The following is a 26,997-nucleotide window of genomic DNA, read 5'->3' as shown; positions in this document are numbered from 1 at the left end:
AGAAAGCATGGGATTATCTCATCATATACGAGAGCGGGAATGAATATCGATTAACCTAATATTACAGATAGCGGCAGGACGTTAGGATACGTAAAATAGATCACTCTTGTCCATCCTATGCCTAACTGCATACAGCAGGAGGGAGCTCATGGAGGATTGGATCTACGTAATCTTAAGGACATGGCTTGCCATGGTGATCTTGTATATTATGACCAAGCTGCTTGGCAAGCGGCAAGTATCACAGTTGTCATTATTTGAATACATGACGGGTTTAACCATAGGCAGTGTCGTCGTATATATAACGGTAAACCCTGATGGCAAGTGGGTTCTAGGGATCATTTCGCTGATTGTATGGGTATTAACATCTGTCGGGATATCATGGATGCAGCTGAAGAGCAAGCGATTCCGTGATTGGGTAGATGGTAAAAGTACGATTATTATTCAGAATGGAAAGATCATGGAGCAAAACATGCGCAAGGAACGTTTAACCATCGATGAAATGATGGCGCAGCTGCGCACTCGTAATGCCTTCCGTGTATCGGATGTAGAATTTGCCGTTATGGAACCAAGCGGTGAGATTAATGTGATGCTCAAGAAGAATCTCCAACCTCTAACGCTTGACCATATTCATTCCCAGCTGGGAGATAGGGATGAAGATGAATCATTTCTTCTTTCGTCCATTGTACTGATGGATGGAAATATTTTGGAAGATGAATTGATACGGATTGGCAAAAGCCGAGCGTGGCTTGAAGCAGAGCTTACCAAGCGAGGGCTTCGAACGGAAGAAGTGTTTGTTGTTGAAGTGAATGATCAGGATCAATTGCATATTGATCTGTATAATCAAGCTTCAAGTGGTGTTGGAGAGCAGTCTGTTAAGTCAAAGTCTGATTAAGGATATGGGGCGGTTAATTGCTCATTAGCTGCTCTGTATTCAATCTGACATCATGAGATTTATTATGGATATCATAAGGGGAAGAAGTGGACAATTAAATGAAAACGAAAAAAAAATCTGCAAAGAAATGGTGGATCATACTTGCTGTCGTTTTGATTATAGCGCTTAGCTGCTTTGTGTTCCGCAAGCAATTAGCTATATTAGCATTTGATTTATTCTTATCCGATACAGTGGAACATAAGCTCGATCCATCTTACCAGCCTATAGCCGAGAAGCCAGTTGTTGATCGCGAATTAGAGGAGCCGTTCTCAGCCGCTCTACTGGGCATTGACCAACGAGACAACGAAATAGGTCGTTCGGATACGATCATTTATTCAGTTGTCCGTCCAAAGGACAATAAGGTGCTTCTCGTTTCCATACCTCGTGATACGTATACCGAGATCGTAGGGCATGGCACTACAGATAAGATCAATCACGCATACGCATTCGGAACCGCGAAGGGCGGTCCTACAGGCGGCGCTAAGATGAGTATGGATACGATATCCAACCTGTTGGATAGTCCAGTTGATCATTATGCGACGATTAACTTTGAGGGCCTTAAGGAAGTTGTTGATGCTCTTGGAGGCATAAGACTGCCGATTACAGAAGACATTGTGAACAAAGATCCGAATCATGAGAAGTTCACGATTGAAGGCGGTAAGGAGCTCTATAATGGCCAAGAGGCTCTGTACTATGTACGTTACCGTGAGGATTCGGATATGAATCGAACCGAGCGTCATCGCATCTTCATACAAGCCGTAATGGATCGTGCTATTGAGTTGGATCAGATCGGAAAGTTCCCGCAGATTCTTGAGGTGGTAGGCAATAACTTTACTACAGATATGAAGCCTAAGAACATGATCAATCTGGCCAAATATATGTTTAAGCAGGATACCTCGCCAGCAATCAGCAGTTATATGCTGCATGGTGAAGGCGAGATGGATGACGGAGTATGGTACTACATGCCGGATGAAGAAGATCTCACTTATGTGAAGGAGCTAATCAATAACTGGTTGGATCCAAAAACAACAAAAGATCAATTAATGGTTCCACGTCAGATGAGCAATGATTAATTTATAACCTTTATAGCAAGAGCCGGCTGCTTGGGCAGCTGGCTTTTGTTTTTGTAATAGTAAATGTGTTAATTTATAATTAGGTAGGTTTTATAATAATAGGGATGATCCGCTAATCATGAGGAGGATACCTAACGGATGAATATTGCATTTTTCTTACTGCCGAAACATGAAGTTGTTTGTCTGAATGAACAGTCAACTCTTCGCCAAACCTTGGAGCGCATGGAACATCACCGTTTTACTTCAGTGCCGATCATTAATGATAACGGGGAATATGTGGGCACGGTAACTGAGGGTGATCTGTTATGGCATATGAAAAACTCGAATGGTGCAATTCATTTTGAGAACGCTTCGAAATTTTTACTTAAAGAAGTAGAACTTAACAAGCTGATAAAATCAGTAAGAATTGATTCTAACATGGAAGATCTCATCAAGTTGGCCAAGGTTCAGAACTTTGTACCCGTAGTAGATGACCGGAATCGATTCATAGGAATTGTACGGCGCAGCCAGATTATTGAATATTGCGAGCAGTTCGTAACGAAAGCGATGGATGTTCACTAATTATGTTATAATGGGCAGTAACGCACTTTTATAGAAGGGTGTGACAATCGAGGATGCACAAGGAGATGGATTTAGCGAAGCGTGCCAAAGTCATCGAATGGTTGAAGACCGAAGTGATAGACTATGTAGCGCGCCTCTTCAGGTCTCTGTGGGAAGGCAGCACCACGAAAGTCGTTGACAGCTTAGCAAGCCTAATTGTAAGCAGTTATATATTAGGCCGACGCGTAGGCATCTCCTATCGGGAATTAGACGACAGCATCCTAGATAAATTACAGCGTTCTATACAGGAAGGACATCAGCTTGAAGAATGGTATCAAGACATATCAAAGTTGGATGAACATTTACGCAAGAGGTGAAATAGTTTGAATAAACGCTGGTTATCGATTGCATGGGCAATAGCAGCTGTGGTGCTGTTGTTATCGATTGGCAATCCTATTCAGCTCATTACGATGAGCTTTATGGCGATTCCGTTCGTCATGCTATTTACGACGCAGTCGATCAGGTCGTTCGTGATTCACGTCGTGGCGCTGTTGATCGTCGTCTTTTTCTTAGCCGGGACATTTGGTTCTGTGGTTGTGCTGGCTTCGATATATTTTATAATTCCAGGTATCGTTATGGGCTATATGTTTAAACGCAATCGTTCTGGATGGAACGCATTCACTGCGGGGACCATTACATTTTTAGCAGAATCACTGGTTCTGTTGGCGATTGGAACATTTGTCTTTGATTTGGATATTGTTGAGTTTATCAGAAGTCAGGTTCAATTGAGCATGGATATTCTGCAGCAAGCAGGGGGCATAACACCTGATAAAGCAGGGAAAATGGTAGATGCGCTTGTGATTATGCTCAATAAGATGATCCCAGTGATGCTGATCATGAGCTCGATCTATATGGGAGCTATTACGTATGCCATTAGCAACCGCTTATTAACGGCACAGGGTGTGCATGTTAATAAGATGAAGCCAATCAAGCACTGGATGCTTCCGAAATCGTTTATCTGGTATTACCTGATTACGATCATAATGCAGATATTTGTAGGGGACTCACCAGACAGTTTCTTGCTTGTAATCTTGCTTAACCTAATGCCCCTCCTGCATTTGGGCTTCATAATACAGGGAATATCGTTCTTGTTCTACTTCGCTGACTTTAAACGTTGGCCGAAGATCATACCAGTGGCAATCCTTATTACATCACTGATTATTCCGTTTGCTTATATACTGCTGCGAATAGTCGGCATCATCGATATGGCATTTCCATTGCGGCAGATGGTATCAAGACCAAAACAATAGGGTGAGAGGATATGCCAAAATTGTGGTTCCAACGATGGTACGCTAAACATACCATCTGGGCACTTATATTTGTCTTGGGACTGACGGTTGTATTAGCTCTTTACAACTGGATGATCGCAATCTTAGGTGTTCTCTGCTTGTCAGTGCTGCTTGTCATTACATTTATGGCAGAGCGCAATTTTCAACTTGAACTGGAGAAGTATCTGAATACGCTGGGGCATCGCGTCAAGCTCGCGGGTGATGAAGCAGTTGTAGAACTACCGTACGGTATATTGCTCTACAGCGATCAACAGGTTGTAGAATGGCACAACCGCTATGTATCAGACATGCTGGAACAAGACAGTGTTGCAGGGAGTAAGCTGGGAGAACTGTTTCCTAAGCTGGATTTGCAGTTGCATGCACCGACTGGTTCAGTTAAAGACAATCATAACGTTCATGAGCTTGAAATAGGCGAGCGCATGATCAGAGTACAGGTTGTTTCCGAGGAACGATTAATTTATTTTACAGATATATCAGAGATGACAGCGCTGCGTACTCGATACGAGCAGGAACGGATGGCCGTGGGTATCGTTGTGCTGGATAATCTGGATGAGTCGACGCAGGGGCTGGATGATCAGCAGCGGGCAGCGCTGCTCGCTCGTGTGACCAGCCATCTGACGGAATGGGCAGCGGGCAATGGCATTCTGATGAAGCGTCTATCCTCCGAACGACAGTTCATGGTGATGGACGTACAGACGCTTCAAGCGCTGGAGCAGACCCGATTCGTCATTCTCGACGAAGTGCGCGAGATGACGATGGACAACAAGCTGCCGGTAACCTTAAGCATGGGGTTCGCAGCGGATGTGGAGTCCATCGTTGAGCTTGGACAGATGGCACAGTCCAGCTTGGACATCGCGCTTGGTCGAGGCGGCGATCAGGTCGCTGTGCGCGTAGGCCAGCGCCTGTCCTTCTACGGCGGCAAGACGAATGCCGTAGAGAAGCGCACAAGAGTGCGCGCGCGCGTGATTGCGCACGCGCTGCGGGATTTCATTCGCCAGAGCGATCGCGTGCTTATTATGGGCCATCGGAATCCGGATACGGATTCGATCGGCGCAGCGATCGGCGTGTTGAATGCATGCCGCATGTTAGAGGTGGATGCCTATATCGTGCTTGAGGAGAGCAATCCATCCATCGATCGCCTGGTGGCGATGATTAGCAAGGATGAGCTCTTATGGTCACGATTCATAACACGCCACGAAGCGATCGAGATGGCAGGCGAGGACAGCCTCGTTGTCGTTGTTGACACGCATAAGGCCTCGATGGTTGAGGAGCCCCGGCTTCTGCAGACGACCAGCCGCATTGTACTCATTGACCACCATCGAAGAGGCGAGGAATTCATCTCGAATGCGGTGCTTATCTATCTAGAGCCATATGCATCATCAACATGTGAGCTAGTGACCGAGCTGCTGCAGTATATTCATAACCGCCAGCATCTCAGCGTGCTGGAGGCTACTGTCATGCTGGCAGGAATGACGGTAGATACGAAGCATTTCTCGCTCCGAACAGGCTCAAGGACCTTCGATGCAGCGAGCTTCCTGCGCCGTCATGGCGCCGATCCTGCTCTTGTACAGAAGCTGTTGAAAGAAGACTTCGAGGAATATATTCAGAAGGCGGAAGTGATCCGCCATACACAAATGATATATGATCATGTTGCCATAGCGGTTACCGAGCCTGGGCGAAAATATTCTCAGTTGCTCATTGCTCAGGTAGCTGATACGCTATTAAATATGACAGGAGTACTAGCTTCGTTCGTCATCAGCGAACGTTCAGACGGATATATCGGCATTAGTGCCCGTTCACTTGGGCAGATGAATGTGCAGATCATCATGGAGCGTCTTGGCGGCGGCGGTCATCTGACGAACGCCGCAGTACAGCTGACATGCTCCCTAGAGGAAGCAGAGACGCAACTGAAGCAAGTGCTAGCCGAAATTGATGCAGAAGAGGGGTTGTTCGAATGAAAGTCATCCTATTGCAAGATATCAAAGGTCAAGGTAAAAAAGGACAGATTAAGGAAGTATCCGAAGGGTACGCTACTAACTTCCTTATCCCGCGCGGCCTAGGTCGTCCTGCGACCGAAGGCAACGTGAAGACACTCGAACAGCAGCATAAGTCCGAAGCGAAGCGCAAAGAGCAGGAGAAGCTTGATGCGGAAGCGCTGGCGGCTAAGCTTGCTGAGACGACGGTGGAAGTGAAGACGAAGGCCGGTGAGAACGGTCGTTTATTCGGTGCTATCACGACAAAGCAGATCGCTGAGGCATTGATACATCTGAACCTCAAGATTGATAAACGCAAGATTGAGCTGTCGGAGCCGATCCGTACGCTTGGATATACGAATGTTACAATCAAGCTCCATCCTGAAGTGCGTGCGACCGTAAAGGTACATGTAACGGAGGAATAAGATGAGCGACATGTTTGTCGATCGTGTGCCGCCGCAGAATCTGGAGGCAGAGCAGGCGGTTCTCGGGGCGATCCTGATTCATGCGGAAGCGCTGATTACCGCGATGGAGCGGGTCCAACCTGAGGATTTCTATAATCCTGCTCATCAGTTTATATTTGAAGCGATGATCGATCTGGCAGAAGAAGGCCAGCCGATTGACTTGGTAACGTTGGCGGCTAAGCTGCAGGCGAAGCAGCAGTTGGATGAAGTAGGCAGCGTCTCTTATCTGATGAAGCTTGCCAACGCTGTACCAACGGCGGCCAATGCGGACTACTACGCTCAGATCATTGAAGAGAAGTCGATGATGCGGCGTCTTATTCGCACGGCTACAGAGATCGTCAGTGAAGGATATACCGCTGAGGATGATATCGGCGCGCTGCTAAGCGATGCGGAACGCCGCATATTGGAGATCTCCAATCGCCGCTCATCGAGCGGGTTCATCGCGATCAAGGATGTCCTGATGGAGGTATTCGACAAGATCGAGACCTTGAACGAGAATCAAGGGACGACAACCGGGATTCCGTCAGGGTTCATCGATCTGGATAAGATGACAGCTGGTTTCCAGCGAAACGACTTAATTATCGTTGCGGCTCGTCCTTCCGTTGGTAAGACAGCCTTCGCGCTGAATATCGCGCAGAACGTAGGCGTACGTGCCAAGGAAACCGTCGCGATCTTCAGTCTCGAGATGTCCGCCGCCCAGCTCGTACAACGTATGATCTGTGCGGAATCCAACGTAGATGCGACAAGGCTGCGTACTGGGGCGCTGGAGGACGATGACTGGGAGAAGCTGACGATGTCGATCGCCTCGCTGTCGGAAGCCCAGATCTTCATCGATGACACCCCAGGTGTTACCGTTGCGGATATTCGTGCGAAGTGCAGACGTTTGAAGAAAGAGCACGGTTTGGGTATGATTCTGATCGACTACCTGCAGTTGATTCATGGCCGCGGCAAGGCAGGGGAGAACAGACAGCAGGAAGTATCGGAGATCTCGCGTACATTGAAGATGATCGCGCGTGAGCTTGAGGTTCCTGTTATTGCACTGTCCCAGTTAAGCCGGGGTGTTGAGCAGCGTCAGGATAAGCGCCCAATGATGTCCGACTTGCGGGAATCCGGTTCGATTGAGCAGGATGCCGATATCGTCGCCTTCTTGTACCGCGATGATTACTACAACCAAGACACAGAGAAGAAGAACATCATTGAGATCATTATTGCAAAACAGCGTAATGGTCCCGTAGGTACAGTTGAACTGGTGTTCCTCAAAAATTTCAATAAATTTGTTAGCTACGACCGGAATCATGGCGATCCGCATGCGGGATAATGATGATAGGGCTTCAAGCCGCATCATATGTCCCGTAACGGATGGTGTATGAAACCGGTCTGTTTTACTTAATGTACCATTTCATAATAGATTCATGGATTGTTATCAGTCCTCAAACCAATTTCATATAAGTTTCCGAACGTTAAGGATTGGGAATTAATTAATGTTCGTTTTTTGATTGACTTTGCTCATTAAGGCTGATACACTGTGATAGCTGCTTTTTACCCAAAGGCAGTCAAATTTGGTGTGTGAACACCCGATGGGGGTAGAGATTATGTCTACAGTAGTAGTTGTAGGAACCCAATGGGGCGACGAAGGAAAAGGCAAAATTACCGACTTTCTCGCTGAGAGCGCGGACGTCGTAGCTCGTTACCAAGGTGGTAACAATGCGGGCCACACAATATTAATCGACGATAAGAAGTATAAGCTTCATCTGATACCGTCCGGTATCTTCTATGAGAACAAGCTGTGCGTCATCGGAAACGGCATGGTAATCAATCCGAAGGCGCTTATTGAAGAGATTGAATATATTCACGAGAACGGCTTCAAGACGGATAATTTGCGTATCAGCGACCGAGCTCATATCATCTTGCCATACCATATGGTGTTGGATGAGCTGGAAGAAGAGCGCAAAGGTCCGAATAAGATCGGTACGACCCGCAAAGGGATCGGCCCTGCTTATATGGACAAAGCAGCGCGCATCGGTATCCGTATCGCGGATCTGATGGATGCTGAAGAATTCACGAAGAAGCTTCGTCACCTCGGTGAACAGAAGAATGAACTAATTCAGATGTATAACGGCGAGCCGCTGGATATAGAGGAAATGCTGCAGCAGTACTTGGAGTATGCTGAATTCATCCGTCCGTATGTAGCAGATACATCTGTCGTGTTGAACGATGCGATCGACAACAATGAGAAAGTGCTGTTCGAAGGCGCTCAAGGCGTTATGCTCGATATCGACCAAGGTACGTATCCGTACGTTACATCATCGAACCCAACTGCAGGCGGCGTCTGCATCGGCTCCGGCGTTGGTCCTTCTAAGATTGAAGAAGTTATTGGTGTAGCGAAATCGTACACAACTCGTGTTGGCGATGGTCCATTCCCGACTGAGCTTGATAACGAGGTTGGACACTTCATTCGTGAAGCAGGGCATGAATACGGCACGACAACAGGACGCGCACGTCGTGTAGGCTGGTTCGACAGTGTCGTGGTACGCCATGCACGTCGTGTCAGCGGAATCACGGGCTTGTCCTTGAACTCACTGGACGTACTGACCGGTCTTGAGACCGTCAAGATCTGTACCTCTTACAAGTATCGTGACGAAGTCATCGAGCATTACCCAGCGAACCTGAAGATGCTGGCTGAATGCGAAGCGATTTACGAAGAAATGCCAGGCTGGTCGGAAGATATCTCGAAGTGCAAGACGCTGGAGGATCTTCCTGAAACAACTCGCAACTACGTAAAGCGCGTATCGGAGCTAACAGGTATTCCGATCTCGATCTTCTCTGTTGGCCGCAATCGTGAGCAAACGAACCAAGTTCGCTCGATTTATCGTTAATTTAGAATAGGAAAGCCCTTCTTGAAGCACGCATATGCATATGCGGATGTTTCGAGAAGGGCTTTTTTGCTTTGAATGATAACGTGATCCGTCGCACGGTGTTTGGAACCACATGCAGTTATGCATGGAATGAAGCTGATGCGGGCATACTAAGAAGTGATTTACGTACGCACGTAAGGTCAGCAGCAGGGGAAGCGTCTGACACAACGAGTGCAAGTGCGGCAAGAAGGAGGCGTGACATATGCGTTGGTACATAAGGATGGTTAAGATGGTTGTCGTAATAGCGGCAGTCAGCATCATTTCGAGCCTGTTGACGATTGGGACGACGGCTCTTGTGGTAGATGGGTATATCCAGACAGCCTTGCAGCAGTTCAATGTTCCGATCAAGCGGGAACCGATGACGGCAGTCACGTTATGGAGTTCATTGTGGAAAGGTACTGCACCGAAGCCGGAACAAGGGAATAGAACCCAACTGAACCCGTCTGGCATTGGTAAAGCCGTGAAACCAGGAACGGGAGAGGAAGGATCGGGTGGATCACGGAATGGATCTGAATCATCGGGTTCAGCAGGTTCGACGGAAACTCAAGGTGCTTCTCAAGGTTCGGAGCAAGGTACAGAGTCTAAGCCTACAGGAGATGATGCTCTTCCTGTATGGGGATCTGTATCGGAAGAAGCTAACGGACTCGATCAGCAGGAAGAGGTCATCGTGACCCCAGAAGCTCTAAAGGACAGCAAGGAGCAGTTGCCTGCCAATGCGAAGGATGAGATATTCCGAACGCTGCTACAGAAGCTCCCACAGGAGGATTGGCAGCGAATATCGACGTTGATGGAAGGCGGCTTGACGTCCTCAGAGATATCGGAAGTGGAACAGATTCTAGCAAAGCACCTCAATGATGAAGAGTATAAGAAGATGCGTGATATGTTAGCTGGTTCCAAAGCAGGGAAGGATTCGACAATTCCAGCCTCTTAATCTTAAGATCATATGAATTGCGATAGGCTGCCAATAGGCAGTCTATTATTTTGTCTATTTATGAAGCGTTTCCACGTCTGGTAGTTGCAACCGTTAGTTTTAGTATGATACATTATAAAAGGTAACAAAATATTAATCTTTATCAGTTTATATAAAGATAAGGAGATTATCATGGATCAGAATCTAAACGAGGAACGGAACGAGAGCGAAGCATCATCAATGTGGCAGAAGCTCACTGCGGCATGGCGCTCAGAAGATAAGCCGGCTGCTATGAAGCGCTGGGTATATGAATCTCGCAAACAGCTGCTCCTGTCAGTTGGAGGCGCAGCCGTATTAACAGCTGCGATCTGGGGCGGAACTGCATATGTTAAGGCCAATACAATTCCATACTTGCAAGTATATAACGGTGAACAATTTATTGGCGAGATCGCCAGCGCAGATCAATTAGACGCGCTCTACGATGCGAAGTTGAAGGAAATTCAGGCAGATAATCCGAATGCCATCATGAAGATAGATACATCTGCGATACATACAGTAGAAGAACAAGCGTTTAAAGCAGAGCCCGCAACAGTAGAAACGTTGAAGAAGGTAGCTGAGGTTATCCCTAGCTATGCCGAAGGCGTAGAACTGAAAGTTGAGGGCAAGACAGTAGGTATCGTTAAGGATCAGGCTACAGCCGATAAGGTAATCGCACAGATTAAGAATCAGTATAATCCGGATCTGAATGAGAAACCAGCAGTTAAGACATTGTCCGCTACGAAGTCAGCCCAAACGACGAAGGCAGTATCTCATGTTGAATCCGTATCGCTGCGCGAACGTGTAGCCACAGTAGAGACAGAGACTACCCCTGACAAAGTATTGACGCCGGAAGAGGCCGTAATGTTGCTGACATCAGGACATACGGAGAAAGAAAAATATACCGTTCAGAAAGGTGACACGGTCAGCTCTATTGTCGAGAAAATGCATGTTTCGCGTGAAACGATCTATCGCAACAATCCTGGTGTAGGTGAAGAGTATCTGCAAGTGGGGCAAGTTCTTGATATTACAGAACCTGATCCATTGGTAACCGTGAAGACGGTTGAGCGCTATACCGAATATGTAGTTACAGAGCCTCAGGTTGAGATTCGCGAGAATCCCGACATGCCTGCAGGTGAGAGCAAAGTAGTTCGAGAAGGCAAGCAAGGGATGAAACGAATGACCTACCGTTTGATTAAGGACAACGGCTTGCTGACGAAAGAGGAATGGATCGAGCAAGAAGTGATTGATGCACCCGTATCCAAGATCGTCATGAAGGGCACGAAGGTTGTAAACGGTGAGGGCTCAGGTTCATTTATATACCCAGTAAATAATGCAAGTCTGTCAAGCGGATACGGATCCCGTTGGGGCACAACTCACAAGGGACTTGATATGACTTCTTCGGATAAGACGATCTCAGCAGCAGATGAAGGTGTTATCGAGTATGCCGGCTGGAAGAATGGCTATGGCAACTGCATCATCATTGATCATAACAATGGCTACAAGACGCTTTACGGCCATCTTAGCAAGATTACGGTGGAAGAGGGCCAAATCGTAGAGCAGGGTGAACAGATTGGCATTATGGGCAGCACCGGCAACTCTACGGGAACGCATCTTCATTTTGAGATCCATAAGAATGGTGAAGTCGTCAATCCTAGCAAATATTTATAAGCTTGTCATTCTCTATTGCAATCATTTAATCTATATCGATACGACGAAAAGCGGATAGCCTTCGGGTTATTCGCTTTTATTATGCGGGTCCGTGCTCCCGATACGAATCATGCTGAACCTTAGAGGAAACTTCATAATAACGATGGTGACGATAGCGGTTTGCTTCTGACTATTGGGGCAAGTATGATACAATATAGTGGTCAAATAGTGGTCAAGAAGAGATGAAAGAGGTGGAGTTCATGTACGGCAAAATACTGGTCGTTGACGATGAACAGCCGATTGCAGATATACTGAAATTCAACTTGGAGAAAGAAGGCTATGAAGTCGTTTGTGCATTTGATGGAGGGGCAGCGGTTGAGCTGGCGTTGAAGGAGAAGCCTGACTTGATCCTGCTGGATCTCATGCTTCCGGTCAAGGATGGCATGGATGTATGCCGTGAGGTGCGTCAGCACCTGCAAATGCCGATCATTATGCTGACAGCCAAGGACACGGAGTTGGACAAGGTACTAGGTCTTGAAATGGGCGCTGACGATTACGTCACGAAGCCATTCAGTACGCGCGAGCTGTTAGCGCGGGTTAAGGCCCATCTGCGTCGTCTGGCGAAAGTGACTTCTAGCGAGTCAGCCTCAGCTGAAGAAGAGAAGCAAGGGGTTCGTCTTCATGAGCTCTTGATTGATACGGATATGTATATCGTTTATAAGAATGGTGAGCCGTTAGATTTGACACACCGTGAATTTGAGCTGCTGCATTATCTGGTGAAGAGCAGCGGCAAGGTCATGACGCGTGAGCACCTGCTGCAGGCGGTATGGGGCTATGAGTATTTTGGCGATGTGCGGACAGTGGATGTAACCATTCGCCGTCTGCGCGAGAAGATTGAAGATGACCCAAGCAAGCCAGAGTATATTATCACCCGCAGAGGCCTTGGCTATATGATGCGCAATCCGCGTAACGGAGGAATGTGATGGCTTGGATTAGCCGTTTCTTTCGTACGATTCAGGCCAAACTGATCATTATCTATGTATTGCTGATCTTAATCGCAATGCAGCTTATTGGGGTTTACTTCGTCAGTACGATGAAGAACACCTTAACCAACAATTTTACAGAAGATCTGGAGACTACCGCTAACTACGTGCTGCTAATGGCCGTTCAGAAGCTTAAAGGGGAAGTCGGCACTGAGGATGAAGATGTGATCGAGGACTTGAATACTTCACTTCAGAACCTGTTCAAGATGAACGGGGTCGAGATACAAGTGCTTGATGCAACCGGCAAGATACTGGCCACTTCCGTGCAATCCAATGCGAATATCATAGGCAAGAAGAATACTGAAACGGTGGTTAGCCGCGCCCTGCAGGGGATTCGCGAGAACGAAGAGGTCATTATCGATGAAAATAATGATCGCAAGCAAGTGCTCGCGCTGCCGATCACGGTCGAAAACAAGACGATCGGCGCGGTATATGCCGTCGGCTCCATGAATGAACTATATGCGACGATCAATGATATCAACCGCATCTTCTTATCGGGTATGGCTATCGCACTTGGATTAACAGCTGTACTTGGCATCATACTGGCTCATACGATCACACATCCGATCAAGGAGATTACGAAGCAGGCCACTAAGGTTGCGGAAGGGCATTATGACGGTCAGGTTACGGTGCATGGCAACGATGAGATCGGACAATTAAGCGAAGCGTTCAATAATATGACGAAGCGGCTGCAGGAAGCGCTCAGTATGAACGAGGAAGAGAAGGAGAAGCTGACTTCGATTCTGACGAACATGAGCGACGGCGTGATCGCTTCTGATGATCAAGGACACATTATCGTCATGAATCGACGAGCGGGGCTGATGCTCGGCGTAAAAGGACAAGACTGGGAAGGTCGAGACATGACCGCCCTGCTGAATATCACTGCAGAAGAGCTGAAGGAGCGCATGCAGGACAAGATCAATGGAATGCTACTGCCGCTCAGTTCGAGAGTGGACGGTGAGGAAGGGCATGACACGATTCTGCGTGTTACCTTCACGCCAATTCATCGCCGTGGAGAGGGCATTACAGGGACAATCGTCGTGCTGCAGGACGTAACTGAGCAGGAGAAGCTGGATCAATCGCGCCGCGAATTCGTAGCGAACGTATCCCATGAGCTGCGAACGCCGCTCACGACGATTAAGAGCTATGTGGAAGCCTTGGATGACGGTGCGCTGGAGGAGCCTCAACTGGCTAGTCGATTTGTCGGTGTTATACAGAATGAAACCGAGCGCATGATCCGACTAGTAACAGATTTGCTGCAGCTGTCACGTCTTGATTCGAAGCAAGCTAAGCTTCGTATGCAGCCAATAGATGTCGTAGAGCTCCTGGAAGAAGTAAAGGACCGCTTCTCCTTCCAATTCCGCAGCAAGCAGATCTATGCCGATGTGACAGTAGACCCGCAGCTTCCGATGGTGGTGATGGATCGTGACCAGATTGATCAGGTATTGGATAATCTGGTGTCGAATGCGGTCAAATACACGCCTGAACAGGGCGTCATTGAGCTTAGCGCTGTGTTGACGGAGGATAGGAAGCACGTCGCTATAACGGTACAGGATAACGGGATGGGAATTCCGAAGCAGGATCTGGAACGGATATTTGAACGCTTCTATCGTGTGGATAAAGCACGCTCGCGCAGTATGGGCGGCACTGGGCTTGGACTATCGATTGCCCGGGAAATGGTAAACGTCCACGGTGGTTCAATTCATATAGAGTCGGAATGGAACGAAGGAACTTGCGTTACCTTTACGCTTCCAATAGATCAATCACCCGTTCGGGCAAATGCGGATGACAAGAGTGAGGGGGGCGTATAATGGAACGATTTAAGTCAATTGCACTTACCTTCCTTGTCGTACTCAGTCTTGTACAGAGCTTCTTCCTGACTTACAGCATGCCGAACTTTGATGGAGAGAAGCGAGCTGCCGGGGATTATGTCGTCACCGAACCGATGGGACCGGAAGAGAAGATCGAGAACTTAATATACCCAGAGAAGATCATTCTTCATATGGGCAATAACGAGCATACGTTGCTGCCTCCAGGAACGACCTTCTATAACATTATCTTGGACAAACTGCAGGGGCGATCTTATGATGGCTTTCAGATGAAGCCGTCGACATCGATCGATTGGTCGTCTATACAGGCGAATTCTGAAGGCATCGAGCTGAAGTACAATTCAGCCATCCCGGTAAAGCTGCTGCAGAAGGCGATGCCGATCGCAGATGATCCCGCCTTTCAACAGGAAAGTGTGAGCAAGATGATGATCTATACCTCGGAAGAGGACAATGATGTGATCGTCTTGTTCCTGACCGCTGATGGGGAGCGGGTGTATGAGTCAACTCGCGCAGACCTGACGGTACAGGACATCAAGCAGCAGGTAGAATTCGGGCGCGAATTGACGCCTTATCAGCTTGTCAACGGAGCATTCTATATCCCGAAGGAGCCGCTTGAGATGGTGGAGGTTAAGCTTCCATACACAAGCTATGCTCCAGAGCAGATGGTGAAGAGCCTGTTCTTTGACCCTGCCTTGACGAAAATTATCCGTGAATCGGACGGATCAACCATCTATACGGATGGCAAGCGCGGCTTGCAGCTGCAGAGTAAACAGTACTGGATGACATATACGGATGCAACTGCTCCTACAGACGGTCCTAACGACTTGTCAGCTGATGTGTGGGAAGCCGTTAACTTTGTCAATAAGCATGGCGGATGGAACGGTCGCTACCGATTAGCCGAAATACCAATCGATAAGGACACTGTATCTGCAAGCGGCTTTAAGACTTTTAGTGATACTGAGAGGACCTTGAAGTTCCAGCTATACTGGGGTTCCTATCCGATCATATCCACGAAGGACTTCAAGTTTGGATATTTACAGGTGAAGCTTCAGCAAGGAATGGTTATGAACTATGAGCGTTCGCTGCTGCAGCTGGGTACCCGTGCAGAGGAAAAAGAGATTCACAAGCTTCCAGGTGGAGAGGTGTTAATCGAAGCCCTGCGAGCTACGAACCGGATGAACTCGATTATGGCGGTAGAGCCGGTATATGAACCGATTCTGATGGAGAAGCAGATTCATTTGCGACCGGTGTGGCAGATTACATTTTACGATGGATCAACTCAGTTGTTGAGATTGTAATGTTGAAGCGGAGAGGAGGAGTTTCATGGACTGGAGTCGTGCGAAGAGCATCTTAATATACGCCTTTCTGCTCCTGAATATCGTGTTGGGCTATCAGCTGTGGCAGGATATAAGTGCTCAGATGAATAAGGAGCTGGATTGGACGTCGCTCTCGGAGGAGACGCGCAAGATTATGGATGTAAAGCAGATTAGCGTTACCGCCAGTATTCCGTCGGAGACTCCTTCACTGCGTGAGATTACGTATCGCATGATCAATAAAGATGTCGATCCCACTCCGATGAAGGAGCCGGTGGAGAGCAAAGTGCTGTTTATGACGAAGCGGGATACGATTCAAGAGATGGAAGACGAGATACCGCATATCGAGATGTATCAGCATGATCAGGCCCTTAGTGGAGACGGGGTATTCATCATGCATCAGCAGATGGTGAATGGCTTGCCGTTATTTGAAGTGAATCTGGAGCTGTATTATGAGAACCAGATGATTAAGGCATTCCGTCAACAGTATGCCGAGATCGAGAATTCGAAGACTTCAGAGGATCAGAAGATACTGCCTGCTTCCAAAGCCCTGGATACGGTCATCGAGAAGCATCTAGCGCCTAACTCCGTTGTGACTGATGTGAAGCTGGGTTATCACGGTCAAGTATTTGACACGGATACGCAGGTGGCTGCGCCTTCTTGGCGGCTGCTGTTGGAAAATGGAGATGTCTATTATATGAATGCAATAAACGGCGCGGTTGAGCACGTGCCAGCAGGGAAGAAGGAGAAGTAATGAGTCTACGCTTTACGGTATTATCGAGCGGTTCTACTGGCAATGCGACGGTTGTGAAAAATGATGATACAACGTTGATGATAGATGTAGGGTTGAGCGGCAAGCGAACAGAACAGCTGCTGCAGGAGCAAGGGTTGTCCGGCGCTGATATTGACGGCATCCTCGTAACGCATGAGCATTCCGATCATATCAAAGGGATGGGCGCGTTCGCGCGCAAGCATAAGGTGCCGATCTATGCGAATGAGAAGACATGGGAAGCTCTCGACAAGCATATAGGTGAGATTGCGGAAGAGAATCGGATCGTGATGCAGACAGGAGAGGCTCGTGACTTCGGGGATCTGCGCGTTGAGTCTGTCGGCATCTCGCATGATGCCGCAGAGCCGGTTGCATACACCTTCACTGAAGGTGAAACGAAGCTGAGTGTAGCAACCGACCTCGGATATATGAGTGACAAGGTGCGCGATGCGATTACGGATTCGGACGTACTCGTACTGGAATCCAACCATGACATTGAGATGCTGCGTATGGGTCGATACCCTTGGAATATTAAGCGTCGTATTCTCGGTGATGAAGGTCACTTGTCAAACGAAGCCGCAGGTGAAGCATTGTGTGATGTGATGACGGGCAATACTCGTCGAGTGTATCTGGCGCATCTAAGTCGAGAGCATAATCATCAGGACTTGGCTCGTATGACGGTGCAAAATGTGATGGAGGACCGCGGTCATTTCTTCAAGGAATCGGAATTCCAGCTGTATGATACGTATTTTGATAAGCCTACCGCATGGGATACGGTGAACGCGAAGACTCCCGTGCGGCGTTAATATCCGAAGGCGGCTCTGTACTGCCGCCCTACTCGGCGCAAGCGATATAGGAATCAAGCTCCGCTGCTTTCCGCGATATATCCTCTTGCTCTAGTATTCCTTTTTCCACTAGCAGTTCCATTAGTGTAGAAACAGCTAAGGTCAAACGGTAGTGATCATGCTTCAGATCGGCCAGCTTGCCGATCAGATCGATCTCAGCCCAGTTGGATGAGTTGGAAGTCATAGTTGATCGCTCCTTCTATTAGGTTTATTTTCATATTGTTCGCGGTTCATAGTTTACTTATGATAGAATATGTACAGTTCATATAGTCTATGACACATTAATAGAATTTACTTCAAGATAGAGGCTATCTGCTATATTCAGTTATGGTTAGTTATCCGGCCTGTTGTCCATGGTATATTTCAATAGATTGGTTCATAGACTCGTCATATGCGCTGTTCATTAGTGTTGACCGTTTGAATGGTTCCCATTCCTGTTCCAAGAAGGATAGAAGACATTCATATGAGGGTATTGGAGCAACCGGAGAGGCATGAATGCCGCCGTAAGAGGGAGTGATGGTGCGGATGGGTTTGTTTGATGATGATTTCTATTCGCCGAAGATTCGCAGAGACAGTAGCCGTTCCTGGTTATCAAGCAAGCGTCTGCCTCGTTTGCGTATTCGCAGATGGCGTGGACCACGTCCCGATCGCAAGCGCAAAGGGCTGTCAACGTTACAAGTTGCAGTTATTAGTTCTGTAGTTACGTCAATATTGACAATTACGATATATGGATGGCTTGTGGCTCCTGGTGCTGTACGAACAGTTGTTGCAGTTAATGAAGCGGTCATGAATGATCCTTATGAACGAATCGTCCAGGCCGCGGATGAGGTAAGTCCTACGGTTGTCAGCATTGTGAATAAGCAGAAGAACCTCTTGGAAGAGGACAGCAAGCTTGCAGATGCAAGCTTGGGGTCTGGTGTGATCTATAAGCTGGAGAATGACAAAGCCTACGTGTTGACGAATGAGCATGTGGTGGATGGCGCCGATCTTCTAGAAGTGGTGCTGCCTAATGGACAACGTAAGAATGCCGAGCTTGTAGGCAAAGATAAGATCACGGATCTTGCAGTATTGAAAATGGACGGCGCCGGTGTCACGGAAGTTGCCAAGTTCGGTGATTCTAATAAATTGCGGCGAGGAGAAACGGTCATCGCGATCGGTAATCCGCTTGGACTTGGGGATTCGTTGACCGCCGGTATCGTTGGATATACGAATCGAATGATTCCTGTTTCCCTGAATCAAGACGGTGTGTACGATTGGGAACAGAGCGTCATTCAGACGGATGCCGCTATTAATGAAGGCAACAGCGGCGGCGCCTTGGTGAATCTTAACGGTGAAGTCATCGGAATCAATACGATGAAGATAAAGATGACGGGAGTAGAAGGTATCGGATTCGCGATCCCGTCGCATGTTGCGAAGCCTGTAGTGGATGAATTGGAGACTAAGGGGAAGGTTGCGCGTCCTTACCTGGGTGTCTATACGGTGGATCTGAACAATCCATATGCACCAATCACAGATGAACAGCGTGAGGAGCTGCAGCTTCCAGATACGCAGAAGGAAGGCGTTATCGTATTGGAAGCATCGGGTCCAGCGAAGGCAAGCGGCCTGAAGCTGAACGATGTGATGGTAAAGTTCGATAATACGGATATCAGCTCGACGCTGGATATGCGTAAGTATCTGTATGAAGAGAAGAAGATCGGTGAAGAGATGAAGGTATCTTTCTACCGAGATGGGAAGCTGATGACGACACAGGTGAAGCTGGATGAGAAGCCGGAAGCATAAAGAAGCATTGAACATGCTTGATCATCTGTACCAAATGCGGTAGAGTGAAGAAGTAATGCGAAGTCGCTGCTATATAGACAGCTAGAAGGCAAGAAAGAGGGTTCGTCATGTACGTAGTTTGCAAAGAGCATATCGAGTTGGCAATTGAGAAATTTGTAGATGAGTATGAGGATGCTCCGGATGTAGTCAATCTGGATGAAAATGAGTTTAGTGACTGGGAACGCCCGATTAAGTGCTGCATGGACTGTGAACAAGAGGCTCAATTCCTCGTTGTGTAGATGAGAGGGAGCGGGATGAAGCTAAAGTTTGGGTTAGAGTTTGGGCTTTAGTGTCCTTGGGCCAGTGCAGACAGGTAGTTACGATTATAGAAAGATGAGAGCAAGGGTTGTGGATGAGTGTCCGTGCCCTTGTTTTTTTGTGTATAGGCTGGGTATTGTGGGGATAACACGGGGGATAGCGCTGTTGTAAATGGTTATACACATGTGGATAACGGTTGAGTGTTGAAATAAGCTGAGAGAAAGTCGGTCTAGAGACCGAGTAAAGGTCAGGTCAGAGTTGGATTCCAAATAGAGGGATACAAGCTATAATTGGTAGTAGCTTAATGTAGAGGACGGGATGAAGATGAAGTGGCATCAGCACTTTACACGTTACATGGTTGATCAAAATGGGGGTAGGCGAGAAATAGATTATCAATGGCCTTCTTCCTCATTTCCGGTGATTAGTATTCGAAGTAATCTATCAGGATATGGGGATGGATCTTCTTGGAGAGGCGGAATGAGAAAGCCTAAGGTCGCGGTTGGATTGATCGCAATCGGCGATATCGCAGTTGGGCTAATCTCAGTCGGAGCGATCAGCGTAGGATTGCTATCTATAGGTGCGATCGCGTTAGGCTTGTGGCTGGCATTAGGTGCGGTGGCGCTCAGTTGGGGCTTGTCCGCAGGTGCTGTTGCCATAGCGAGTGAGATTGCACTTGGAGCGGTGGCCATTGCAGAGTGGGCGTTAGGCGCGGTTGCTGTGGGTAAGTATGCCTTTGGTGCTGTTGCTCTAGGCGAGTGGGTGTACGGTGTGGTAGTGATCGGGAAGCATGGCTTCGGCTTAATTCCGCTGACGGGCGATGTGTTGAACTGGTTTAAACGGTTGTTTGGTGGTTGATGGGTAGGCAATTATCGACTTATTATTCTTATAGCGAGAATTCGAGGGCAGGCTGTCTCATGGCTTGCTCTTTTTAGTTGTTTTTCGGGGTTCTTCTCCCTCTTTTTACAGGGGATCGTGTCGAATGGTGGTGTGGGATAGAACTACTATAATGCTTGTAATGGATTGATATAGTGTGGGTTCGCATGGACTAAGACGGTTCTTGTCGGTTACACTATACGAAGGAAGCATGATGGGAGCAGAGATGGGGGAGAGCGCGGGCTCTCCTCTTTGTATGCTTATCATATGCGGGCAGTAGGTTAGGGACAGTGATAGTTCCCATATTATAAGGAAAAGGCGGGTTATACATAGATGTTTATTCAGTTAATTGGCGTGGGTAAGTTGAAGGAGAAATACTTGGTGCAGGGGATCGCGGAATACAGCAAGCGGCTTGCACCGTATGTGAAGTTCCAAGTGACGGAGGTGCCGGATGAGAAGGCACCGGAGAATATGAGCGACGCGGAGCTGCTGCAGGTGCAGGAGCGTGAAGGCGAGCGCATCCTGGCGCATGTGAAGCCGGATGCACATGTGGTGGCGCTGGCGATCGACGGCCAGCTGTGGTCGAGTGAAGACCTCGCGGCGCACATCGACAAGCTCGCTACCTATGGGACGAGCCACGTGGTATTTATCATCGGCGGCTCGGTAGGCCTCTCGCCAGCCGTGATGCGCCGCGCGCAGTCGAAGCTCTCCTTCGGCCGCATGACGCTGCCGCACCAGTTGATGCGCCTGGTGCTGGTGGAGCAGATCTATCGTGCGGTGAAGATTAACCGCGGTGAACCGTACCATAAGTAGGGCGAAAAATAGGGGGTGCCTGGCACTTCCTTTTTGCTGATATTGTTCTCTCATAAAAAAGAAATGTTCGCGTTTTTTCAATAAGGCAAACGAATGAAATGCTTATTTTCGGAGCGAGGCATTATATCGGTGAGTGTATACAAACCATGTAATGCTTGCTGTTAATAATGCCGACGAAATCAAAGCTGTAAGAACACTATATGTTTGCCAAATAAGTATCGTTGACCAATCTAATGCACAGCACATTATACACTGGACAATCGTAGCAATCAGCAAAATAGCTGTTACGATTATTCGCTTTTTTGTCATTGGCTGCCGCTCATTCGTTTTCCTTCTGCGTAATCCTAAGAGAAAGAACAGAACAGCCAATAGGCAAAGAATAATTGTGGTAGACGACAGAATGATGTCCAAAAGCTGTGTGCCGCTTATTCCATATGACTGCGTCAGATTGCCGTCTAATATATCTTTAACTTTTAGTACCATGCTTCTATTGATATTTGCGCCGTTGGTCAGCAAGCAGATGGCTGTTCGTTCATTTGGCAGTATGGCTACTTCGGTTCCGAAATTGGGATTGCCCCCTGGGTGCTCTATAATCGTTTGGTTGGCGTTTACCGACCAGCCCGCCGCATAATACATTTCATTGACAGCCGGAACAGACATATCACCCTGATGTGATTTTTCGATAACCGTATGGAATATTTCGGGTATGTCCTGCACAATACCCATCTGTATGCCCATCCAACGCGCCATATCTTTTGTACAAGAAATGATGTAGCCTGCGGGTTTATTCCCGGAAAAATCCGGTGCGTTATATGGAGTTGTCATAAAAAAGGAAGAACGGTAGCCCTGTGCCAACTGTCCGGTGGCTTGAGCATCTTCTTTATAAACATACGTCTGGTGAAGACCCAACGGCTGAAATACCTGTTCCCTCATAAAGTCTTCATAGCTTTGTCCCGACACAATCTCAATAACCAGACCTAATACGTCATAATTAACAGTTCCGTAATTATACTGCTCACCAGGATAGAACGACAATTCAGAATCTACGAGCATTTCTACGGTTTTTTGCAACATATCCGGCGTATTGCCTTGTGGAATGTTTTGACTGTGACTGCCATTTGTTAAGCCGCTAGTATGGTGTAAAAAGTTATTGAGTGTAATACTTTGCATATCAACGTGTTTCCCCTGATACTTTAACGTAAACCAAGGCAAATATTTCTGGATAGGGTCTGACATTGACAGCAGTCCTTGTTCTTCCATCAGCAGAATACCCATGCCGGTAAAAGCTTTACTTACCGAAGCCAGCTCATATAGAGTATTTTCACTTGCTGACAGTCCCTTTTCACGATCTGCGTACCCGGAAGAAAAGTAGAGCACTTCATTGTTCGTAAGTATTGAGATTGACATTCCCGGTACACCTGATATACGGCTTGCATCATCCAACAATGTTTGTATTGAATCAGATTGCGAATCTGATAATGCATAACTTGGTGTTGTGAATCCGGTGAACAGTATAAGTAATGCAATCATAAAGACAATAATTTTTTTCATAGTCTCTCCATTCCGAAAAAACACCCGTACGGAAAATATAAATAATCCGCAGTACGCCTTATTCCCCTAAAGTGTAATAAGGTATATATTATGAAGCTTATTATTGCAAAATCTTATTGTATGTGAAGAATCATACGATATAAAAAATTAGATTGCTATCATAATCTTCTACTTACTACGAACTATTTTGCAAGGAACACAAAAAGCCCCCTCTGCTTCATTAGCGGAAGGGGCAATAGGATGGACCTATTCCGGTAGGTATGGAACGCAGGGTAATTCCGGAATCAGAGGGGATAGAAATGGTTTGAAGTTAGTTGTAAACAGTGTTACTCTCTAACAACGATAAACTCAAACTCTATGCTCTACAATACTTTCAATAATAATCACAAATTTAGTTATAAAGAAAGGTAATACTATGATAAAAGTTGAAAACTTATCCTTCTCATTTCCACAAAAAGAACTATATAAAAACATTTCATTTACGTTAGAAGAAGCACAGCATTGCGCTTTTATAGGAACAAGTGGCAGTGGTAAAAGTACATTGATCGATATACTGATGGATCCAGAAAGATATTTGTTCGAGGGCAAGTTAGAGATAGATCCAACCTGCACAATTGGGTATGTAAGTCAGTTCTCCCAACTAGACAGAACGAAAGAAACAACCGTTTTTGAATATATAGGAGACCAATTTATTAAAATACAAAATGAAATACAATCTCTTTGTACTGAAATGGAAACATCATCGGATATTGAGCCGTTACTCGAAAAGTACCAATTAGCTTTAGACGCTTATGATGCAATCGGCGGTGATAATTTCGAAAGCAACATTAATAAGAAACTAAATCTAGCAAACCTCATGAAGCTAAAAGATGTTAGGGTATCCGATCTGAGTGGTGGGGAATTCAAACTTATTCAAGTGATGAAGGAGATGCTTAATCGTCCCGACTTGATGATTATGGATGAGCCCGATGTATTTTTAGATTTTGAAAACCTAAATGCTCTTAAAAAACTTATTAATGCTCACAAAGGGATACTGCTAGTTGTTACGCACAACCGATATCTATTGAATCATTGTTTCAACAAAATTATTCACCTTGAAAACATGGAGATCCAAGAGTTTGATGGTCGATATATTGAGTATAATTTCTCATTACTTCAGACAAAAATTGAGTTGCAAGAAATTGCAGTCGCTGAACAAGAAGAAATTGAAAGATACGATAACATCATTGATAATCTTAGAGCTATCGCGACTGTTAATGCGGATGCATCTAGAGGGAGAGCACTAAAAGCGAGAGTTAAGTTTCAAGAAAGATTGGAAGCACGTAGAATTAAAGCGCCATTTGTTGATATGAAGCAACCGAATATTCGTTTTGATATAGATCATGAACTGGAAGATACCGTTGTTGTAAATGTTAATAATTATCGTGTTGCCTTTGATGAGCTGCTGCTAGACCATGTTAACTTTGAGATAAGATCTACAGATAAAGTAGCCATTATTGGTTCAAATGGTACCGGGAAAACGACTTTACTCCGAGATATCTATAAAAACAATCAGGATTCAATTGAAATAAATGCTGATGTTAAAGTGGCTTATTTATCTCAGATTCAAGGCGAAATGCTAAAGGATTCTAATTCAATACTGGAAGAATTCATCGATGCTGGGTTTAAAACGTATGATGAGATTAGATCGTATATTTCTGGCTATGGGTTTGAAGGAGAAATCGTTAATCAGAAGATAGAATCTCTATCTGGTGGGGAAAAAAATACGCTTCAATTGGCCAAAGTTGCCGCCAGTAAAGCAAACGTATTGCTTCTAGATGAACCGACAAGCCATTTAGACACCTATTCACAAATCGCATTGGAGAAAGCCATTGAAGACTATAAAGGTGCGATTCTCATGATTTCTCATGATTTCTATTCTGTTGTAAATGGTATGGATTATGTATTAATCATCGACGATAAGACGATAAGAAAAATGAGTATGCGTAAATTTAGACAGCTGATTTATGCTAGTCATTTTAATAAAGACTATTTAGAAGCTGAACAAAATAAAAAAGCAGTTGAAATGAAAATAGAATTGGCTTTAAAAAATACTGATTTTGAATCCGCAAAAGTATTGGTTGATGAGCTAGAAGAGCTGATTAAGTTGCTTTAAAATACACCGGGGCGGTACCATATGAGTTCCATTCTTAACGTTATAGAAAAGCTGAAGTTGAACGTCTTGAATATGAGCATAGGGCACTCTTAGTTTAAAGGTGTCCTAAAAATTCGCCGTTAGAGTGTTATGGTGAACCGTACCATAAGTAAGCACAAAGTCATCGTTAATTGATACTGAAGCGTCAAAGAACAATTCAATGTTCTTGGCGCTTTTTTTGTGGGGATTTTCTCGAAAATTTTTAAAGTAATCCTGTTAAGACTTGCTAAAAGTGAACAATTAAAAAAATCAATTTAGGTGATACTAAGTAAACATTGTGTGTTGAAGGTAAATATAGGGGAGGAAAAACGTGTGTCAAACACAAACACAACCAGGAAGTTGACTTTAGTATCCCTAGTTTTAATGATTTTCACTTCTGTGTATGGTTTCAACAACATTCCAAGATCATTTTATAAGATGGGTTATGCTGCTATTCCTTGGTTCATATTTTCAGCCATAGCCTTCTTTGTTCCTTTCGCATTAATGGTCGCTGAATATGGTTCTGCCTTTAAAGAGGAAAAGGGTGGGATCTACTCATGGATGGAAAAGTCCATCGGTCCCAAATTTGCATTTATAGGAACGTTTATGTGGTATTTTTCTTATATCACTTGGATGGTTAATGTCGCATCTAGTATGTGGGTTCCAGTGTCAAATGCTATCTTTGGACAAGATACAACACAAAGCTGGACTATCTTTAATCTTCAAGGACCTCAGGTTTTGGGAATACTTGGAATTGTATGGATTCTTATCGTAACCTACACATCAACAAAGGGTCTGGATAAGATTAAGAAAGTAACCTCTTTAGGTGGTACTGCGGTCTTGTTATTGAATGTATTTCTTTGGGTGGGTGCAATTGCAGTACTTGTAGGCAATCATGGACAGTTGGCACAGCCGATTACAGGATTGCATTCATTTTTGGAAACACCAAATCCTAAATATGCAGGAGATCTTATTGCTTCGTTAGCTTTTATCGTATATGCTCTTTTTGCTTATGGCGGACTTGAAGCAGTGGGCGGTTTAGTGGATGTAACAGAAAATCCAGAAAAAACGTTTCCGAAAGGAATTCTTATTTCTGCAGCTATCATTTCTGTAGGGTATTCATTAGGAATACTATTAATTGGAATATTCACAAACTGGGCATCTGTAATGGGTATTGCAAATGTTAACCTAGGAAACGTGAGTTATATAGTTATGGCCAATTTAGGTTACTCATTAGGCATCGCTTTTGGAGCAAGTGATGCTACAGCTACAGCCCTGGGACATGGGGTTGCAAGATTTATTGGACTTTCAATGTTCCTGGCACTTTCCGGTGCGTTCTTTACCTTAATGTTTTCACCGCTAAAGCAATTGATTGAAGGAACACCTAAAAGATTGTGGCCCGGAAAGATTGGAGAAACAAAGAATGGTCTGCCTGTTCATGCGATGTGGATTCAAGCTACTATCGTTAGTGTGATGATCGCGTTAATCGCGTTCGGTGGAAGCACCATGGCCGTATTCTTTAACATACTCGTTTCGATGACTAACGTGGCTATGACAATACCGTATATATTTATAGCACTTGCATTCCCGTATTTTAAGAAAAAAGTGCAAATCAATAAGCCGTTTATTGTATATAAGACGCAATTGAGCGCTAATATTTGGACATGGATCGTTGTTCTAACCGTTGGATTTGCAAATTTCTTTAGTATCATACAGCCAGCTTTAGAAGGGGATATGCAAACAACCATTTGGAGTGTGGCTGGACCCGTTATTTTCTCAATTGTTGCATGGTTAATGTATAGAAATTATGAAAGAAAAAAATTAAGTTAGCTCGAAAAGTAGGGTGAATTTTCTCGCCATATAACGCAAAA

At 45.9% G+C, this 26,997-nt stretch carries 24 protein-coding genes; 22 read left to right on the top strand and 2 right to left on the bottom strand.

Annotated features, from left to right (window positions below; all coding sequences use genetic code 11):
• The first annotated feature begins 148 nt into the window (after positions 1–148).
• From ACXX53_RS15590 to ACXX53_RS15515, 16 genes are all read left to right on the top strand, one after another.
• Positions 149–892, top strand: a complete 744-nt coding sequence (locus ACXX53_RS15590) for a DUF421 domain-containing protein (protein WP_458569584.1) — start codon at positions 149–151, stop codon at positions 890–892.
• 98 nt (positions 893–990) lie between these two features.
• A complete protein-coding gene (locus tag ACXX53_RS15585) occupies positions 991–2,004 on the top strand; it encodes an LCP family protein (RefSeq protein ID WP_458569583.1) in 1,014 nt (337 codons plus the stop codon).
• A 138-nt stretch (positions 2,005–2,142) separates the two neighbouring features.
• Positions 2,143–2,565, top strand: coding sequence for a CBS domain-containing protein (locus ACXX53_RS15580; protein WP_458569582.1), 423 nt, complete (start codon positions 2,143–2,145; stop codon positions 2,563–2,565).
• Positions 2,566–2,618: 53 nt separating this feature from the next.
• A complete protein-coding gene (locus ACXX53_RS15575) occupies positions 2,619–2,921 on the top strand; it encodes a MazG-like family protein (RefSeq protein ID WP_458569581.1) in 303 nt (100 codons plus the stop codon).
• Positions 2,922–2,927: 6 nt separating this feature from the next.
• Positions 2,928–3,854 (top strand): DUF2232 domain-containing protein, encoded by a 927-nt coding sequence (locus ACXX53_RS15570; protein WP_458569580.1) that lies wholly within the window; start codon positions 2,928–2,930, stop codon positions 3,852–3,854.
• 11 nt (positions 3,855–3,865) lie between these two features.
• Entirely contained in the window at positions 3,866–5,851 is a 1,986-nt protein-coding gene (locus tag ACXX53_RS15565; RefSeq protein WP_458569579.1) for a DHH family phosphoesterase, read from the top strand.
• A complete protein-coding gene (rplI, locus tag ACXX53_RS15560) occupies positions 5,848–6,291 on the top strand; it encodes a 50S ribosomal protein L9 (RefSeq protein WP_458569578.1) in 444 nt (147 codons plus the stop codon). The genes ACXX53_RS15565 and rplI overlap by 4 nt, the downstream gene beginning before the upstream one ends.
• 1 nt (position 6,292) lies before the next feature.
• Positions 6,293–7,648 (top strand): replicative DNA helicase, encoded by a 1,356-nt coding sequence (dnaB, locus tag ACXX53_RS15555; protein ID WP_458569577.1) that lies wholly within the window; start codon positions 6,293–6,295, stop codon positions 7,646–7,648.
• A gap of 274 nt (positions 7,649–7,922) precedes the next feature.
• Positions 7,923–9,206 (top strand): adenylosuccinate synthase, encoded by a 1,284-nt coding sequence (locus tag ACXX53_RS15550; protein WP_458569576.1) that lies wholly within the window; start codon positions 7,923–7,925, stop codon positions 9,204–9,206.
• A 241-nt stretch (positions 9,207–9,447) separates the two neighbouring features.
• On the top strand, positions 9,448–10,176 hold the full coding sequence (locus ACXX53_RS15545; RefSeq protein ID WP_458569575.1) for a spore coat protein: 729 nt from the start codon (positions 9,448–9,450) through the stop codon (positions 10,174–10,176).
• A 171-nt stretch (positions 10,177–10,347) separates the two neighbouring features.
• Positions 10,348–11,862, top strand: coding sequence for a peptidoglycan DD-metalloendopeptidase family protein (locus ACXX53_RS15540; protein ID WP_458569574.1), 1,515 nt, complete (start codon positions 10,348–10,350; stop codon positions 11,860–11,862).
• Between the two features lie 239 nt (positions 11,863–12,101).
• Positions 12,102–12,824 carry a response regulator YycF gene (gene yycF, locus ACXX53_RS15535; RefSeq protein WP_458569573.1) on the top strand — a complete coding sequence of 241 codons (723 nt, stop codon included), beginning with the start codon at positions 12,102–12,104 and terminating at the stop codon, positions 12,822–12,824.
• On the top strand, positions 12,824–14,695 hold the full coding sequence (gene walK, locus ACXX53_RS15530; protein WP_458569572.1) for a cell wall metabolism sensor histidine kinase WalK: 1,872 nt from the start codon (positions 12,824–12,826) through the stop codon (positions 14,693–14,695). Before yycF ends, walK begins: the two co-directional genes overlap by 1 nt.
• A complete protein-coding gene (locus ACXX53_RS15525; RefSeq protein WP_458569571.1) occupies positions 14,695–16,011 on the top strand; it encodes a YycH family regulatory protein in 1,317 nt (438 codons plus the stop codon). The genes walK and ACXX53_RS15525 overlap by 1 nt, the downstream gene beginning before the upstream one ends.
• Before the next feature lie 25 nt (positions 16,012–16,036).
• Positions 16,037–16,780, top strand: a complete 744-nt coding sequence (yycI, locus tag ACXX53_RS15520; RefSeq protein ID WP_458569570.1) for a two-component system regulatory protein YycI — start codon at positions 16,037–16,039, stop codon at positions 16,778–16,780.
• Complete coding sequence (locus ACXX53_RS15515; protein WP_458569569.1) at positions 16,780–17,601, top strand: MBL fold metallo-hydrolase; 822 nt, start codon at positions 16,780–16,782, stop codon at positions 17,599–17,601. The genes yycI and ACXX53_RS15515 overlap by 1 nt, the downstream gene beginning before the upstream one ends.
• A 28-nt stretch (positions 17,602–17,629) precedes the next feature.
• On the opposite strand, the gene ACXX53_RS15510 is transcribed toward ACXX53_RS15515, so the two are convergent.
• Complete coding sequence (locus ACXX53_RS15510; protein ID WP_458569568.1) at positions 17,630–17,824, bottom strand: hypothetical protein; 195 nt, start codon at positions 17,822–17,824, stop codon at positions 17,630–17,632.
• Positions 17,825–18,165: 341 nt separating this feature from the next.
• Here ACXX53_RS15510 and ACXX53_RS15505 point away from each other — a divergent pair, with 341 nt between their 5' ends.
• The 4 genes from ACXX53_RS15505 to rlmH all read left to right on the top strand — a co-directional run bounded on the left by ACXX53_RS15505 (position 18,166) and on the right by rlmH (position 21,402).
• Positions 18,166–19,419, top strand: a complete 1,254-nt coding sequence (locus ACXX53_RS15505) for a S1C family serine protease (protein ID WP_458569567.1) — start codon at positions 18,166–18,168, stop codon at positions 19,417–19,419.
• 107 nt (positions 19,420–19,526) lie between these two features.
• The gene (locus ACXX53_RS15500) at positions 19,527–19,697 is read left to right on the top strand and encodes a CxxH/CxxC protein (RefSeq protein ID WP_458569566.1); all 171 of its coding nucleotides are present in this window, start codon (positions 19,527–19,529) and stop codon (positions 19,695–19,697) included.
• A 496-nt stretch (positions 19,698–20,193) separates the two neighbouring features.
• Positions 20,194–20,571 (top strand): hypothetical protein, encoded by a 378-nt coding sequence (locus ACXX53_RS15495; protein ID WP_458569565.1) that lies wholly within the window; start codon positions 20,194–20,196, stop codon positions 20,569–20,571.
• Positions 20,572–20,922: 351 nt separating this feature from the next.
• Entirely contained in the window at positions 20,923–21,402 is a 480-nt protein-coding gene (gene rlmH / locus ACXX53_RS15490; RefSeq protein ID WP_458569564.1) for a 23S rRNA (pseudouridine(1915)-N(3))-methyltransferase RlmH, read from the top strand.
• 102 nt (positions 21,403–21,504) lie between these two features.
• On the opposite strand, the gene ACXX53_RS15485 is transcribed toward rlmH, so the two are convergent.
• Entirely contained in the window at positions 21,505–22,953 is a 1,449-nt protein-coding gene (locus ACXX53_RS15485) for a serine hydrolase domain-containing protein (RefSeq protein ID WP_458569563.1), read from the bottom strand.
• A gap of 415 nt (positions 22,954–23,368) precedes the next feature.
• Here ACXX53_RS15485 and ACXX53_RS15480 point away from each other — a divergent pair, with 415 nt between their 5' ends.
• Both ACXX53_RS15480 and yjeM read left to right on the top strand, forming a co-directional pair.
• Positions 23,369–25,108, top strand: a complete 1,740-nt coding sequence (locus ACXX53_RS15480; RefSeq protein WP_458569562.1) for an ABC-F family ATP-binding cassette domain-containing protein — start codon at positions 23,369–23,371, stop codon at positions 25,106–25,108.
• Between the two features lie 351 nt (positions 25,109–25,459).
• Positions 25,460–26,956 carry a glutamate/gamma-aminobutyrate family transporter YjeM gene (gene yjeM, locus ACXX53_RS15475; RefSeq protein ID WP_458569561.1) on the top strand — a complete coding sequence of 499 codons (1,497 nt, stop codon included), beginning with the start codon at positions 25,460–25,462 and terminating at the stop codon, positions 26,954–26,956.
• Positions 26,957–26,997 lie beyond the last annotated feature (41 nt).

It is taken from the genome of Paenibacillus marinisediminis (genome assembly GCF_054343325.1).
This window is presented reverse-complemented; position numbering and strand designations above follow the sequence as displayed.

Bases quoted from the DNA above. Each gene is read 5' to 3' on its own strand.
- ACXX53_RS15590 (WP_458569584.1), top strand. From the start codon at position 149: ATGGAGGATTGGATCTACGTAATCTTAAGGACATGGCTTGCCATGGTG.
- ACXX53_RS15585 (WP_458569583.1), top strand. From the start codon at position 991: ATGAAAACGAAAAAAAAATCTGCAAAGAAATGGTGGATCATACTTGCT.
- ACXX53_RS15580 (WP_458569582.1), top strand. From the start codon at position 2,143: ATGAATATTGCATTTTTCTTACTGCCGAAACATGAAGTTGTTTGTCTG.
- ACXX53_RS15575 (WP_458569581.1), top strand. From the start codon at position 2,619: ATGCACAAGGAGATGGATTTAGCGAAGCGTGCCAAAGTCATCGAATGG.
- ACXX53_RS15565 (WP_458569579.1), top strand. From the start codon at position 3,866: ATGCCAAAATTGTGGTTCCAACGATGGTACGCTAAACATACCATCTGG.
- rplI (WP_458569578.1), top strand. From the start codon at position 5,848: ATGAAAGTCATCCTATTGCAAGATATCAAAGGTCAAGGTAAAAAAGGA.
- dnaB (WP_458569577.1), top strand. From the start codon at position 6,293: ATGAGCGACATGTTTGTCGATCGTGTGCCGCCGCAGAATCTGGAGGCA.
- ACXX53_RS15550 (WP_458569576.1), top strand. From the start codon at position 7,923: ATGTCTACAGTAGTAGTTGTAGGAACCCAATGGGGCGACGAAGGAAAA.
- ACXX53_RS15545 (WP_458569575.1), top strand. From the start codon at position 9,448: ATGCGTTGGTACATAAGGATGGTTAAGATGGTTGTCGTAATAGCGGCA.
- ACXX53_RS15540 (WP_458569574.1), top strand. From the start codon at position 10,348: ATGGATCAGAATCTAAACGAGGAACGGAACGAGAGCGAAGCATCATCA.
- yycF (WP_458569573.1), top strand. From the start codon at position 12,102: ATGTACGGCAAAATACTGGTCGTTGACGATGAACAGCCGATTGCAGAT.
- walK (WP_458569572.1), top strand. From the start codon at position 12,824: ATGGCTTGGATTAGCCGTTTCTTTCGTACGATTCAGGCCAAACTGATC.
- ACXX53_RS15525 (WP_458569571.1), top strand. From the start codon at position 14,695: ATGGAACGATTTAAGTCAATTGCACTTACCTTCCTTGTCGTACTCAGT.
- yycI (WP_458569570.1), top strand. From the start codon at position 16,037: ATGGACTGGAGTCGTGCGAAGAGCATCTTAATATACGCCTTTCTGCTC.
- ACXX53_RS15515 (WP_458569569.1), top strand. From the start codon at position 16,780: ATGAGTCTACGCTTTACGGTATTATCGAGCGGTTCTACTGGCAATGCG.
- ACXX53_RS15510 (WP_458569568.1), bottom strand. From the start codon at position 17,824: ATGACTTCCAACTCATCCAACTGGGCTGAGATCGATCTGATCGGCAAG.
- ACXX53_RS15505 (WP_458569567.1), top strand. From the start codon at position 18,166: ATGGGTTTGTTTGATGATGATTTCTATTCGCCGAAGATTCGCAGAGAC.
- ACXX53_RS15500 (WP_458569566.1), top strand. From the start codon at position 19,527: ATGTACGTAGTTTGCAAAGAGCATATCGAGTTGGCAATTGAGAAATTT.
- ACXX53_RS15495 (WP_458569565.1), top strand. From the start codon at position 20,194: ATGAGAAAGCCTAAGGTCGCGGTTGGATTGATCGCAATCGGCGATATC.
- rlmH (WP_458569564.1), top strand. From the start codon at position 20,923: ATGTTTATTCAGTTAATTGGCGTGGGTAAGTTGAAGGAGAAATACTTG.
- ACXX53_RS15485 (WP_458569563.1), bottom strand. From the start codon at position 22,953: ATGAAAAAAATTATTGTCTTTATGATTGCATTACTTATACTGTTCACC.
- ACXX53_RS15480 (WP_458569562.1), top strand. From the start codon at position 23,369: ATGATAAAAGTTGAAAACTTATCCTTCTCATTTCCACAAAAAGAACTA.